This window comes from Stenotrophomonas sp. 115C5 (assembly GCF_056861055.1).
Genome location: NZ_JBSPUQ010000010.1, coordinates 133,114 through 147,278, shown reverse-complemented (window position 1 = coordinate 147,278; position 14,165 = coordinate 133,114). Strand labels below are relative to the sequence as shown.

The following is a 14,165-nucleotide window of genomic DNA, read 5'->3' as shown; positions in this document are numbered from 1 at the left end:
TAAACCCCGCCCTGGGGGGGTGGCCCGGGCAACCCAGGCCGCGGACACTCCCGCAACCGGACCCACCCCGCCTTCGACAGATGTCCGCGATCTGCCGGAATGGCGCTTGGGGTCAGATCCGTTTTCCGCAGGAAAACGGATCTGACCCCGAATTGATTCGATATCTGAAAGAGATTCATCCACGCATGGCGTGGATCTACCGACCGTCATCGGGAAACTGTCGGGGGTGGGGCGGTGTGGCTGTGCAGGACCGTTGGCGCCATGGATGGCGCCATCGAGCCCCCAGGGATGGGTTTACGGCGTGTCCTGCACAGCCACACCACCCCGCCAAGCTATCAGCAATCCAGAGCCGCTTTCGCTGTTGCTTCGGCTGTTGCATTTGCTTCTGCAGGTGCAGGGCGCAGCCCTGCCGAACAACCCTCTACTTGACCTGCACGTCGATCACGCCGTCGCCGACGCGCGCCTGCAGCGCATCGCCAGGCTGCACCTGGTCGACCTTCCGTACCAGGGTGCCATCGTCACTGCGGGTCAGGATGCTGTAGCCACGGGCCACGGTCGCCAGCGGGCTGACCGCTTCCAGCGAACGCGCCAGCCCGCGCAGGCGCAGTGCATCGCGTTCCAGCAGGCGCTGCATTGCAGCCTGCGGACGCCCACGCAGGGCGGCGAGGCGGCGCTGCATCGCGTCGAGCTGGCGCTGCGGATGGTGCCCGCGCAACACCGCCGCTGCATGGCGCAGGCGTGCGGCACGGCGTTCCTGCTGCTGGTTGAACGCGGCATGCAGGCGCCGGCCCAGGTCCAGCTGGCGGCGACGCAGCAGATCCAGCCTGGCCTGCGGGCTCTGTGCGTTGAGGCGCAGCAGCGCGCGATCGGCGCGCTGCATGGCCTGCTGCATTGTGTGCCGCTGCAACTGCACCATGCGTGCCGCCGTGCGGCGCAGGCGCAGCGCCAGTTCGCGCTGGTCCGGCACCAGCAGTTCGGCGGCCACCGATGGTGTCGGCGCGCGCAGGTCGGCGGCGAAGTCGCTCAGGCTGAAGTCGGTTTCGTGGCCAACCGCCGACACCACCGGGGTGCGGCTGGCGGCGATCGCACGGGCCAGTGCTTCATCGTTGAAGGCCCACAGGTCTTCCAGCGAACCGCCGCCGCGGGTCAGCAGGATCACGTCGTAGCGACCACTGGCATCGGCGGCCTCCAGCAGGCGGGTGATCTGTGCAGCGGCGCTGCTGCCCTGCACCAGGGTCGGCAGCAGGTCCACTTCCAGCAGCGGGAAGCGGCGGGCCAGCACGCTCAGTACATCGCGCACGGCGGCGCCGGTGGGCGAGGTGATCACCGCCAGGCGCTGCACGTGCGCCGGCATCGGCCGCTTTCGCGCCGGGTCGAACAGGCCCTCGGCCTCCAGGCGTGCCTTCAGCTCTTCGAAGGCGCGGCGCAATGCGCCTTCGCCGGCTTCCTCCATGTGGTCCAGCACCATCTGGTACTCGCCACGGGCGTCATACAGGGTCACCTTGCCGCGCACCAGCACGCGCATGCCTTCGCGCGGCACGAACTTCAGGTACTGCGCCTTCATCCGGAACATCGCCGCGCGCAGCTGTGCACGTGCGTCCTTCAGGGTGAAATACAGGTGCCCGGAAGAAGGACGCGCCACGCTGCCCAGCTCGGCCTCGACCCAGATCGCCGGGAAGCTGCCTTCCAGCAGGTCGCGGGCCAGGGTGTTGAGCTGGCTGGGAGTGAGGATGTCGTTGTTGCGTGGCTGCATGGGAACGGCGTGCTGCGGGCGGAACGGGGGCTCAGGATCGCACGTCAGCGCACCGTGTGCTGGCCCAGCGCCCACTGCACGTGTTCACGCACCAGCGGCGAGGGATCATCGACGCGGGTCTGCAGTGCAGCCAGCGCTTCGGCCGAGGACGGTGCATTGCCCAGCGCCACGGCGATGTTGCGCAGCCAGCGCTCATGGCCGCTGCGCCGGATCGGGCTGCCTTCGGTACGGTGCAGGAACTCGGCTTCATCCCAGGCGAACAGCTGGTCCAAACGAGCAGTGTCGAGGTTGTTGCGTGCGCGGAAGTCGGCTTCGTCGGTGCGCTTGGCGAACTTGTTCCAGGGGCAGACCAGCTGGCAGTCGTCACAGCCGTAGATGCGGTTGCCGATCAACGGGCGCATCTCTTCGGGAATGGCGCCGTCGTGCTCGATGGTCAGGTAGGAGATACAGCGTCGTGCATCCAGACGCTGCGGGCCGGTGATGGCCTGGGTCGGGCAGACATCGATGCAGCGCGTGCAGGTACCGCAATGTGCAGTGGCCGGGGCATCGATCGGTAGCGGGATATCGATGTAGATCTCGCCGATGAAGAACCATGAGCCGCCATGACGATCGATCAGGCAGGTGTGCTTGCCGATCCAGCCGAGACCGGCATTGCGCGCCAGTGCGCGTTCCAGCACGGGGGCCGAATCGACGAACACGCGGTAGCCCAGCGGTGCCACTTCATCGTTGATCTGCGTGGCCAGCTTCTGCAGGCGGTTGCGCATCAGCTTGTGGTAGTCGCGGCCCAGCGCGTAGCGGGCCACGTATGCACGTCCCGGGTCGGCCAGGGTCGCCCAGGCTTCGGTGTCGTCCTTGTGGCTGTAGTCCATGCCCACCGAGATCACCCGTATGGTGCCGGGCAGCAGCTCCGCCGGGCGCGCGCGCAGGGTGCCGTGGCGCGCCATCCAGTCCATCGTGCCGTACAGGCCCTGGCCCAGCCAGTCGGCCAGGTGCGCTTCATCCTCGCCCAGCTCGATGCCGGCGATGCCGCAGCGCTGGAAGCCATGCGCACGGGCCAGTTCGCGGATGCGCTGCACGGCCTGGGCCGGATCGACAGGGGTGGGGGCAGGGGACATGTGCACCAGTATAAAATCCCTGCATGGCCAACCTTGCCAATCTGTTCGATTCCGCTGCCGCGCGTGCGCTTGATGCGCAGGCCTCGGCACTGGCTGCCGAGGGCGGCTGGGGCCTGATGGCGCAGGCCGGCCAGGCCGCCTGGCAGTGCCTGCTGCAGCACTGGCCGCAGGCGCGGCGGATCGGCGTGGTGGTCGGTGCGGGCAACAACGGTGGCGATGGCCATGTGCTGGCCCGTCACGCGCTGCAGGCCGGGCGTGAGGTGATGGTGGTCGCCTTGCCGGGGAAGTCGCCGTCAACCGTGCTGGCACAGCGTGCAGCATCGGAATTCAGGTCCGGCGGCGGCACCATCACCGATTTCGCCGGCGTGCTGCCCGAGGCCGATATCTGGGTCGATGCCCTGTTCGGTCTGGGCTTCGATCGCGCGCCGGAAGGCGTGACGCAGGCGCTGATTGTCGCGCTCAACGCGCAGGCGGCACCGGTATTGGCGCTGGACGTGCCCAGTGGCGTCGATGCCGACCGCGGTGCCGTACCGGGCGTGGCCGTGAAGGCCGCTTTGACCCTGCAGTTCATCGTGCCGCATCGCGGGCTGTATACCGGCGACGCGCTGGATCATTGCGGCCAGAAGGCGCTGGCGCCGCTGCAGCTGCCCGCGGCCGCATGGCAGGGCGTGTCACCCGCCGTGGAGCACTGGACCCAGGCCCGCCTGCCGGCACTGCTGCCGCCGCGCCGCGCCAACACCCACAAGGGCGAATCCGGGCACGTGCTGTGTGTTGGCGGCAACCATGGCAGCGGCGGTGCCATCGCCATGGCGGCCGAGGCCGCGTTGCGTGCGGGCGCGGGATTGCTGAGCCTGGGTACCCGCCGCGATCACGTCGGCCCGTTGCTGGCGCGCCTGCCGGAGGCGATGACCCATGCGCTGGAAGACGGCGATGTGCTGCCGGCGCTGCTGGACAAGGCCAGGGTGGTGGCGATCGGGCCGGGCCTGGGCCAGGACGAATGGGGGCGCGCGCTGTTTGCGCGGGTGCTGGCCAGCGCCAAACCGCTGGTGGTCGATGCCGATGCACTGAACCTGCTGGCGCAGGATCCGCGCGCGCTGCCCGACGCCATCCTTACGCCACATCCGGGCGAGGCCGCGCGCCTGCTCGGCTGCAGTACCGCTGACATCCAGGCCGATCGCTACCGCTGTGCACAGGCGTTGGCCGAACGCTTCCACGCCGTGGTGGTGCTGAAGGGCGCAGGCAGCATCGTGACGGCACCCGGGCAGGCGCCACGGCTGATCGCTGCAGGCAATCCCGGCATGGCCGTGGGAGGCATGGGCGACCTGCTCACCGGCATCATTGCCAGCCTGCGCGCGCAGGGGCTGGCCGCCTTCGACGCTGCCGCCGCTGGTGCACTGCTGCATGCGCTCGCGGGCGACGCCGCGGCCGCCGATGGCGCGCGCGGCCTGCTTCCTACTGATCTGCTGTCGCCGTTGCGGCGACTGGCCAACCCGGAACTCTCTCGATGATCGATTTCTTCCTTGCCGACAGCGATGCCACTGAACTGCTCGGGCAATGGCTGGCGGCCACCCGGCCGCCGCAGGCGCAGGTCGAACTGCGCGGCGACCTGGGCGCCGGCAAATCCACCACGGCCCGTGCACTGCTGCGCGCGCTGGGCGTGCAGGGCGCGATCCGCAGCCCGACCTATACCCTGGTCGAGCGCTATCCGCTGGCCAGCGGTGGCGAGGCCTGGCATCTGGACCTGTACCGGATCGGCCAGGCCGGCGAACTCGATTTCCTGGGCCTGGACGAAGGCAGCGCGGTGTTGTGGCTGGTGGAATGGCCGGAACGCGGCGCTGGCGCGCTGCCGCCGACCGACCTGGTGGTGGCGCTGGAGATCGAGGGGCAGGGGCGTCGCGTCCGCCTCACTGGCGCCAGCGACGTCGGACATGAATGGCTGAAACGGCTTCCCCAAGGGGGTGACTTGCAGGCCATTTCTGTCGGCTGACGAGAACAAAGACCGGCAGGTTACGGATTATTAAGGAAAAAGGTGTTGCATTCCGTTCAGCGCGGTGATTGAATCCTGAGCCATGCGCCCGGGGAACCGTCTCATCGCTATCTGTGCCGCCGTCGGACTGGGTCTGGCGAGCGTCAGTGCGTGGGCCGGTGAAGTCCGCCAGGTCCTGCTGAATACCGGCGCCACCGGCACCCGTGCCGAAATCTCGCTGGTAGGCAGTGGCGGTTACAAAACCCTGTCGCTGGCCGGACCGAACCGCCTGGTGGTCGATTTCCCGGACTCCAGCGCCATACGCAACCTGAAGATGCCGGCCGCGCAGGGCGTGGTTACGGCGGTGCGTACCGGACAGCCGGTGCCGGGCACCTTCCGTGTCGTTTTCGACCTCGCTGAATCGGTGGCGCCGTTCCGCCCGCAGATGCAGCGCGAGGGCAATGAATCCAAGCTGGTGATCGAATGGCCGGGCGATGGCCCGGCCGTGGCCGCCAGCCGTCCGGCAGCGACGCCGGCGGTGCAGCCGCAGGCACCGGTCAGCACGCCCGCACCGACGCCGGCGGAGAGCGCGCAGTCGCGTTCCGATGCCGCGCGTGCCACCGCGCTGCTGACTGCCCAGGTGCGCCAGCAGGCCAGTGCCACTGCCGCCGCGCCGGCCACGCCCACCCCGGCGCCGTCCACTGCACCGGCCCAGGTCGCGGCGGCCGGTACCGTGGCCAGCAGCTCGCCTTCTTCTTCGCCGGCCGCGATCCTGGCTGGGCAGCGCACCGCAGCGGTGGTGACCACGCCACCGGCCACGGTGCCCGCACCGGCACCGACGCCGGTGGAACCGCCGCGCCCGGCCATGCCCAGCGATGCGTCGCGCATTCGCATGCAGGCCGGCATGCGCCATCTGGTGGTGGCCATCGATCCGGGCCACGGCGGCCAGGATCCGGGCGCGATCGGCCCGACCGGCAAGCGCGAAAAGGATGTCACCCTGGCGGTGGCGCGTGAGCTTGCCCGCCAGGTCAATGCGACGCCGGGCCTGAAGGCGTACCTGACCCGCGACAGCGACGTGTTCATCCCGCTGCCGATGCGCGCGCAGAAGGCACGTGCGAACAAGGCCGACATCTTCATTTCGATCCATGCCGACGCGGCCGAAAACCGTTCGGCCACCGGTTCGTCGGTGTACGTGCTGTCGACCAAGGGTGCTTCTTCGCAGCGCGCCCGCTGGCTGGCGGACAAGGAAAACGCGGCTGACCTGGTCGGTGGCGTGCGCCTGCAGCAGACCGAAGGCACGCTTGCCAACGTCCTGCTGGACCTGGCCCAGAGCGGCTACATGAAGGCGTCCGAGGACGCGGCCGGCCACGTGCTGGGCGGCCTGAAGCGGATCGGTAACAACCACAAGCCGAACATCGAGCGCGCCAACTTCGCGGTGCTGCGCACCTCGGACATGCCGGCGATGCTGGTGGAAACCGCGTTCATCTCCAACCCGGATGAAGAACGCCGCCTGATCGACCCGGCCTACCAGCGCAAGATCGCCGGTGCGGTGCTGGACGGTGTGCATACCTTCTTCAGCCGCCAGCCGCCGCCGGGGACGCTGTACGCCGCCCGCGCCCAGGCCGAGATCGATGCAGCCGGCACCATGGCCGGCGGAAGCAAGTAACCCGTTCCACGCGCCGGGTAGCGCCGGGCGATGCCCGGCGGACGTGTGGCTCCGCTATCATCAACCCATGAAGTCTGCTGCCATTCCTCTCCCATGAGCGCGCCCGGCCCGCGCCCGATCCGGCCGTTGCCGGAGATCCTGATCAACCAGATCGCCGCCGGCGAAGTGGTCGAACGTCCCGCGTCGGTGGTCAAGGAGCTGGTCGAGAACGCGATCGACGCCGGTGCCAGCCGCGTTGATATCGATCTTGAAGAGGGCGGTGTACGCCTGATCCGCATCCGCGACAACGGCAGTGGCATCGCACCGGAACAGCTGCCGCTGGCGGTATCGCGCCACGCCACCAGCAAGATCGCCGATCTGGACGACCTCGAATCGGTGGCCACGCTCGGCTTCCGGGGTGAAGCGCTGCCGTCGATCGCCTCGGTCAGCCGTTTCACCCTGTCCTCGCGTCGCGCACATGACGAACACGGTTCGGCGCTGCAGATCGAAGGCGGCAAGATCGGTGAAGTGACCCCGCGCGCGCATGCGCCTGGCACCACGGTGGAAGTGCGCGAGCTGTTCTACAACGTACCGGCGCGGCGCAAGTTCCTGCGCGCCGAGCGCACCGAGCTGGGCCATATCGAAGAATGGCTGCGTTCGCTGGCGCTGGCACGGCCGGATGTCGAACTGCGCGTGTCGCACAACGGCAAGGCCTCGCGCCGCTACAAGCCGGGCGATCTGTATTCCGATGCGCGATTGGCCGAAACGCTGGGCGAGGATTTCGCCAACCAGGCCGTGCGCGTCGACCACAGTGGTGCCGGCCTGCGCCTGCACGGCTGGATCGCGCAGCCGCATTATTCGCGCGCCAGTGCCGACCAGCAGTACCTGTACGTCAACGGCCGTTCGGTGCGCGACCGCAGTGTCGCCCATGCGGTGAAGATGGCTTACGGCGATGTGCTGTACCACGGCCGCCAGCCGGCCTATGTGCTGTTCCTTGAGCTCGACCCGACCCGCGTTGATGTCAACGTGCACCCGGCCAAGCACGAGGTGCGTTTCCGTGATTCGCGGCTGGTGCATGATTTTGTCTACCGCACGCTGAAGGATGCGCTGGCCGATACCCGTGCCGGCATGTCGGCGCAGGACATCGGTGTTGGTCCCGTGCATCAGGTGGACGCCGGTGCCGCACCGATGGCATCGAGCGCAGGCGCCTCCGGTTTCGGTCTGGTCCGCGGTGCCGCACCGGGTGCCGGTTCGAGTGGCGGCGGTGGTGGATTCTCTGGCTGGCGCCCGCAGCAACCGCTGGGGCTGCAGGTGGCCGATGCTCCGGCTGCCTATGCCGCGCTGTATGCCGCACCGGCCGGCGCCGAGCGCGGTGCTGCGCTGCCGCCGATGCCGACCGAGAACGGACTGCCGGTCACCCGTGCCGACGCAGGCGTGCCGCCGCTGGGCTACGCGATCGCGCAGCTGCATGGCATCTACATCCTGGCCGAGAACGCCGAAGGCCTGATCGTGGTCGACATGCACGCGGCGCACGAGCGCATCGGCTACGAGCGGCTGAAGAACGCGCACGATGGCATCGGCCTGCAGTCGCAGCCGCTCCTGGTGCCGATCACGCTCGCGGTGGGCGAGCGCGAAGCCGACACCGCCGAGAGTGAAAGTGAAACCCTGGCCGCACTCGGCTTCGAAGTGACCCGTGCCGGCCCCGGTGCGCTGCACGTGCGCAGCATTCCGGCGCTGCTGGCGCATGCCGAACCGGAAGGCCTGCTGCGCGACGTGCTGACCGACCTGCGCGAACACGGCCAGAGCCGGCGCGTGGCGAGTGCACGCGATGAGCTGCTGTCGACCATGGCCTGCCATGGCGCGGTGCGTGCCAACCGACGGCTGACCGTGCCGGAAATGAACGCGCTGCTGCGCGACATGGAAATCACCGAACGGTCGGGCCAGTGCAACCACGGCCGGCCAACCTGGGCCCGTTTTTCGCTGGCGGAGATCGACCGCTGGTTCCTGCGCGGACGTTGAGGGGAGCATCGATGCGTTATCGGGGAATGGGCGGCCTGCTGGCCGCTTTGGTGTTGGCCGCCTGCAGTCCGGCGACACCGCCGGCGCCGACGGTTACTGAAGATCCGGTTTATGCGGCCACGCAGCAGCAGTGGCGGGTAGCTCGCTACCAGGACCTGACCCGGCCGGACGGTTGGACAGCGCTGGTCGGCCTGCATTGGCTGCAGAACAAATCGCACTTCGTCGGAAGCGGCACGACCAATGGCATCCGCCTGGCGGTCGGGCCGGACAAGCTGGGCCTGCTGCGCCGCGAAGGCAGCCAATGGTGGTTCACGCCTGAGGCCGGCGTTGACGTCAGCCATGACGGGCAGCCGGTGCGCGGCCGCATCCGTGTCGACACGGACAAGGATCCGCAGCCGACGCTGCTGGCCTTCGATGGTGGCAAGGGGCAGCTCAGCATCATCCGCCGCGGCCCGCGCGATGCGCTGCGGGTCAAGCATGCCGACGCGCCGGCACGCCGAGATTTTGGAGGACTGGAGTACTGGCCGGGTGGTCCTGACTGGCAAGTACAGGCGCGCTTCATCGCGCACCCGCCGGGCAAAACCCTGCCGATCGTCGATATCACTGGCCTGACCACCGAAATGCCCAATGCCGGCGCAGTCGAGTTCCAGCGGGATGGCCGCAGCTGGCGGCTGGAGGCGATCGGTGCGCCGGGGCAGCCACTGTTCCTCATCTTTGCCGATCGCACCAGTGGCCGCGGCAGCTATCCGGCCGGGCGTTACCTGGACACCGATGCGCCGGCAGCCGATGGCACGGTGCGCATCGATTTCAACCATGCCTACAACCCGCCGTGTGCGTTCACCGCCTACGCGACCTGCCCGTTGGCGCCGCCGGAAAACCGGCTGGACCTGCGCGTGGAAGCGGGCGAGAAGGCTTACCACCTGCCTGAAGGAGAAGGCTGAGATGCCGATCAGATCCCTGTTGCGTACCGCCGTTGTATTGACGGCCTGTGCGCTGGCACCACTGGTTGCAGCGCGTACCGCGCAAGCCGACAGCGCTGGCGAAGCGGCGGCCAAGCCGCCGGTGCCGTTGCTGTGGAAAGTGACTGGACCAGGCGACTCGCGCCTCTACCTGCTCGGTTCCTTCCACCTGCTGAAGCCGCAGGACTACCCGTTGTCGCCCGATGTCGAACAGGCGTTCGAGGCCTCGCAGCGGGTCGTGTTCGAACTGTCGCCGGAAGACATGCAGTCGCCACAGCTGGCCAGCCGCATGGTGCAGGCAGCGGTCCGCACCGATGGCAGCGAACTCAAGCGTGATCTGGATGCTGCGACCTGGCAGAAGCTGCAGGTGTTCGCCACCGAGAACAAGCTGCCACTGGCGCAGATGCAGGGCATGAAGCCGTGGTTTGTCGGCCTGAGCATTTCGGTCGGGCAGATGCAGAAGCTGGGCCTGGACCCCGCACTGGGTCTGGACCGTCACTTCATGGAGCGTGCGCAGAAGACCGGGCGCAAGACCGCGGGACTGGAAGACATCGACACCCAGATCGGCATGCTCGACGGAATGACGCTGCAGGAACAGCGGCAGATGCTGGCCGAAGCGCTGGACCAGGCTGGCAAGGCCGACGAGCAGGCGCGCCAGCTGCATGATGCTTGGCGCCGGGGTGACGAGCGCCTGCTGTGGACCAGGATGGCGGCGGAAATGCGCCAGCAGTATCCGCAGCTTTACCAGCGCATCAATACCGGCCGCAATGACGCCTGGGTGCCGAAGCTGCTGCCGTACCTGCAGGCCGGGCAGGGCGGCACGCTGGTGGTGGTGGGCACGCTGCACCTGCTGGGCAACGACGGCGTGGTCGAGAAGCTGAAGGCGAAGGGTTACAAGGTCGAGCGTGTATGCACGGGGTGCAAGGCGAAACGCTGATGTATCGCTGACGCGATTCAAGCAAAACGGCGCGCCAGGGGGCGCGCCGTTTTCGTATCAACCGTTGCTGCAGCTCAGCGGCGGGTCTTGCCGCCGGTGCCGGTGCCCGGTTCGTTCGGCTTGTTGCCGGTACCTGCGCCGGTTCCCGTTCCGGTGCCGCCCGGGCGCGGGCCGCCGAAGCCCGTGCCCATGTTGCGCTGGAATTCCTGCCACAGCTCCAGGTTGCGCTCGGTCAGCTGGTTCATCATCGCCCACGGGGTCTGGCCCAGCAGGTTGCCCATCTGCTGGCGGAACTGCTGCTGCTGGTCGAGGAAGACCTGCATGCTGCGCTCCAGGTAATTGCCCATGAAGCCCTGCAGGGAATCGCCGTAGAAGCGGATCAGCTGGCTCAGCAGCTGGGTGGACAGCATCGGTTCGCCGTCCTGTTCCTGGTCGGCAATGATCTGCAGCAGGACCGATCGCGTGAGGTCGTCGCCGCTCTTTGCGTCGCGGACTTCGAAGTCTTCACCGTCCAGGATCAGCTGGCGCACGTCCTCGATGGTGATGTAGCTGGAGATCTCGGTGTCGTAGAGACGGCGGTTCGGATACTTCTTGATGATGCGGGTCGCAGCCATGAAGCGGTACTCGTCACAGTAGACGCGCAGCATGGCGCAGTGCAGCAGCCGTTGCAACCGCCTCAGCCCCCGCCAGGCTTGGCTTTCGGCGGCGATCATGTTGCGCAACAAGGGTTTGCGTGCTGCGCAGCATGACTCTTGGCAGGGGCCGGCGGCGTTCGCCGAAAGGGCCCGCTGCGCGGCTTACCAACCCATATGGTGGCCGCCGTTGATGTCCAGGTTGCTACCGGTGATCCACGAGGCTTCGTCGGCAACCAGGAACGAGACGCCGTAGGCGATTTCCTCCGGCTTGCCGAGGCGTCCGGTGGGGATATCGGCGATGATCTTGGCGCGCACTTCCTCCGGAACCGCCATCACCATGTCGGTGGCGACGTAGCCGGGCGAAATGGTGTTGACGGTAATGCCGAAGCCGGCGTTCTCGCGCGCCAGCGAGATGGTGAAACCGTGCATGCCGGCCTTGGCCGCCGCGTAGTTGGCCTGGCCGTACTGGCCCTTCAGGCCGTTGATCGAGCTGATCTGGATGACCCGGCCCCAGCCGCGGCGGCGCATGCCCTCGATGACCGGACGGGTGACGTTGAACACCGAATTGAGGTTGGTATTGATCACATCGTGCCACTGGTCCGCGCGCATGCGATGGAACGTGGTATCGCGGGTGATGCCGGCGTTGTTGACCAGGATCTCGACCGGGCCCAGCGCGGCTTCGACCGCCCGCACCAGCGCTTCGGCGCTGCCCGGATCGGAGACATCGCCCGGGAAGATCGACACGCTGTAGCCGCGTTCGGTCATCGCCTGCTGCCAGGCGCGGGCCTTGGCCTCGTCGCGGTAGTTGGTGGCGACCCGGTGGCCCTGGTCGGCCAGGCGTTGGCAGATGGCGGTACCGATGCCGCCGGTTCCGCCGGTGACCAGTGCGACGCGAGATGTCATGGAGTGCTGTCCGGGTATCAGGTGGGGGAAGGGTGATTCTGCAACATCGGCGCGGAAAGTGCGCCGGCTGGCCGCAGGATGTCGGTACGCGGCAGCCGCGCTGGGTCGAAGGCATTCCGAGCGGCCGCCAGCAGCGTGTCCAGATCGTGCGCAGGTTCCAGCGCTTCAGGTGCCTGGCCGAGCAGTTGCCAGAGCCGGCGCAGCACGGGCAGCGGGCGCGAACTGTCCACCGGCAGCGCCGCCAGCGACTTGGACAGCTTGTGGCCCGGGGCATTGAGCAGCAGCGGCAGGTGCCAGTAGCGCGGCACCGCCAGCCCCAGTGCCTGCTGCAGCAGGATCTGCCGTGCCGTGGAGTCGAGCAGGTCGGCGCCGCGCACCACTTCGGTCACCCCCTGCGCAGCGTCATCGACCACCACCGCCAACTGGTAGGCCCAGCAGCGATCGGCGCGGCGCAACACGAAGTCGCCGACGTCGGCATGCACGTCCTGCTGCTGCGGGCCACGCAGGCCATCGTCGAAGTGCACCATGCTGCCCGGTTGCACGCGGAAGCGGACGGCGGGGTCCGGTCGCGGTTGCCGGGCGACGCAGTGATGGTGGATGCCGCCGCTGGCGGCCAGGTCGCTGCGGCTGCAATGGCAGACAAAGGCCTGCTCGCTGGCCAGCAGTACATCCAGCGCAGCCTGGTAGGCCTCGCCGCGCGCGCTCTGCCAGAAGATCGGGCCATCGTGGACCAGGCCGAACGCCGCCAGTGCCTGCAGTTGTGACTCGGCGGCTCCGGGCACGGTGCGCGGCGGGTCGACGTCTTCGATGCGCAGCCGCCACAGGCCGCCGTGATGGCGCGCGAGCAGCCAGCTGCCGAAGGCGGCGAGCAGGGATCCGGGGTGGAGCAGGCCGGTCGGCGAGGGCGCGAAGCGGCCGCAGGGAATGGGGGAGGTCATGCTGGCTGAATCGTCGGTCAGGTTGGCGCTTGAATTCAAGCTGACCACACCGCAAATTGACCGGTATCGACCCCTTCCGAGCCGGATTTTCCCATGTTTACCCGCATTGCCCTGTTCCTGGCGACCAATTTCGCGGTCCTGATCCTCGCCAGCATCGTGATGTCGCTGTTGGGAACCGACCCGAGCAAGATGAGCGGTCTGCTGATCATGGCCGGCATCTTCGGTTTCGGTGGTTCCTTCATCTCGCTGCTGCTGTCCAAGTGGATGGCCAAGCGCTCCACCGGTGCGGTGGTGATCACCGAGCCGCGCAACCAGACCGAACGCTGGCTGCTGGCCACGGTCGAGCGGCAGGCCAAGGCGGCTGGTATCGGCATGCCCGAAGTGGCCGTGTACGAAGGCCCGGAGATCAATGCCTTCGCCACCGGCGCCAACCGCAACAACGCGCTGGTCGCGGTGTCCACCGGCCTGCTGCACAACATGAGCGAAGACGAAGCCGAAGCGGTGCTGGGCCACGAGATCGCCCACGTCGCCAACGGTGACATGATCACCATGGCGCTGCTGCAGGGCGTGCTGAACACCTTCGTGATCGTGCTGGCCCGCGTGGTCGGCGGCATCATCGACAGCGCGCTGTCGGGCAACCGCGAAGGTGGCGGCCGCGGCTTCGCCTACTACATCATCGTGTTCGTGCTGGAGATGGTGTTCGGCCTGTTCGCCACCATGATCTCGATGTGGTTCTCGCGCCACCGCGAGTTCCGCGCCGACGCCGGCGGTGCCTCGCTGGCCGGCCGCCAGAAGATGATCGCCGCGCTGGAGCGCCTGCAGCTCAACCACGGCCAGAGCACGCTGCCGACCCAGATCGCGGCGTTTGGTATTGCCGGTTCGACGGCGAAGAAGCTGTTCATGAGCCACCCGCCGCTGGAAGAGCGCATCGCCGCGCTGCGGGCTTCGACGGTGGCGTAAGCTTCTGCTTTCAAGGTAGTGCAGGAACGCCTGGCCGCGCGCCGGGCGTTCTTGTTTGTGGGGATGCATTGCTGATGCCGGGTCGTGCCCGGCGGATCGTTTCCGCGCCTGCGGGGAGGTGTCACTTTCTTTGCTCGTGCAAAGAAAGTAACCAAAGAAACACGCCGCCGGGGCGCGAGCCGTCGCTATGCGACGGTACCCTGCGCTTCTCGGCGAATCAGGGGACGGCGCCGAACTCGCTGCGCTCAGACATCGGCGCCTCTTCGCCCCTGATTCCCCTGCGATGCTCGGCTCGCTCAAGGCGGACCCAAGGTCAAATGCCGCAGCTGCACCCA

The 14,165-nt window shown here is 67.9% G+C and carries 12 protein-coding genes; 7 read left to right on the top strand and 5 right to left on the bottom strand.

Annotated elements, in window-relative coordinates:
• Positions 1-421 precede the first annotated feature (421 nt).
• Positions 422-1,753 (bottom strand): exodeoxyribonuclease VII large subunit, encoded by a 1,332-nt coding sequence (gene xseA / locus AC13FN_RS13660; RefSeq protein WP_049437398.1) that lies wholly within the window; start codon positions 1,751-1,753, stop codon positions 422-424.
• A 44-nt stretch (positions 1,754-1,797) separates the two neighbouring features.
• On the bottom strand, positions 1,798-2,868 hold the full coding sequence (gene queG, locus AC13FN_RS13655) for a tRNA epoxyqueuosine(34) reductase QueG (RefSeq protein ID WP_054172199.1): 1,071 nt from the start codon (positions 2,866-2,868) through the stop codon (positions 1,798-1,800).
• A gap of 23 nt (positions 2,869-2,891) precedes the next feature.
• On the opposite strand from queG, the gene AC13FN_RS13650 reads away from it, so the two are divergent.
• From AC13FN_RS13650 to AC13FN_RS13625, 6 genes are all read left to right on the top strand, one after another.
• Positions 2,892-4,376, top strand: a complete 1,485-nt coding sequence (locus AC13FN_RS13650; RefSeq protein ID WP_482985012.1) for an NAD(P)H-hydrate dehydratase — start codon at positions 2,892-2,894, stop codon at positions 4,374-4,376.
• Positions 4,373-4,855, top strand: a complete 483-nt coding sequence (gene tsaE, locus AC13FN_RS13645) for a tRNA (adenosine(37)-N6)-threonylcarbamoyltransferase complex ATPase subunit type 1 TsaE (RefSeq protein ID WP_049437404.1) — start codon at positions 4,373-4,375, stop codon at positions 4,853-4,855. Before AC13FN_RS13650 ends, tsaE begins: the two co-directional genes overlap by 4 nt.
• 82 nt (positions 4,856-4,937) lie before the next feature.
• Positions 4,938-6,500, top strand: a complete 1,563-nt coding sequence (locus tag AC13FN_RS13640) for an N-acetylmuramoyl-L-alanine amidase (protein ID WP_054172197.1) — start codon at positions 4,938-4,940, stop codon at positions 6,498-6,500.
• Positions 6,501-6,593: 93 nt separating this feature from the next.
• Positions 6,594-8,498: a DNA mismatch repair endonuclease MutL gene (mutL, locus tag AC13FN_RS13635; protein WP_054172196.1), complete on the top strand. Its 1,905-nt coding sequence runs from the start codon at positions 6,594-6,596 to the stop codon at positions 8,496-8,498.
• An 11-nt stretch (positions 8,499-8,509) separates the two neighbouring features.
• A complete protein-coding gene (locus AC13FN_RS13630) occupies positions 8,510-9,439 on the top strand; it encodes a DUF1684 domain-containing protein (protein WP_482985013.1) in 930 nt (309 codons plus the stop codon).
• Between the two features lies 1 nt (position 9,440).
• Positions 9,441-10,394 (top strand): TraB/GumN family protein, encoded by a 954-nt coding sequence (locus AC13FN_RS13625; protein ID WP_217013831.1) that lies wholly within the window; start codon positions 9,441-9,443, stop codon positions 10,392-10,394.
• A gap of 74 nt (positions 10,395-10,468) precedes the next feature.
• Here the strand turns inward: AC13FN_RS13625 and phaR are convergent, their stop codons facing one another.
• From phaR to gluQRS, 3 genes are all read right to left on the bottom strand, one after another.
• Positions 10,469-11,008 carry a polyhydroxyalkanoate synthesis repressor PhaR gene (phaR, locus tag AC13FN_RS13620; protein ID WP_032130258.1) on the bottom strand — a complete coding sequence of 180 codons (540 nt, stop codon included), beginning with the start codon at positions 11,006-11,008 and terminating at the stop codon, positions 10,469-10,471.
• A gap of 183 nt (positions 11,009-11,191) precedes the next feature.
• On the bottom strand, positions 11,192-11,932 hold the full coding sequence (gene phbB / locus AC13FN_RS13615) for an acetoacetyl-CoA reductase (protein ID WP_010486596.1): 741 nt from the start codon (positions 11,930-11,932) through the stop codon (positions 11,192-11,194).
• A gap of 17 nt (positions 11,933-11,949) precedes the next feature.
• A complete protein-coding gene (gene gluQRS, locus AC13FN_RS13610; protein ID WP_482985014.1) occupies positions 11,950-12,870 on the bottom strand; it encodes a tRNA glutamyl-Q(34) synthetase GluQRS in 921 nt (306 codons plus the stop codon).
• 93 nt (positions 12,871-12,963) lie between these two features.
• On the opposite strand from gluQRS, the gene htpX reads away from it, so the two are divergent.
• On the top strand, positions 12,964-13,830 hold the full coding sequence (gene htpX / locus AC13FN_RS13605) for a protease HtpX (RefSeq protein ID WP_049457138.1): 867 nt from the start codon (positions 12,964-12,966) through the stop codon (positions 13,828-13,830).
• The last annotated feature ends 335 nt before the right edge of the window (positions 13,831-14,165 follow it).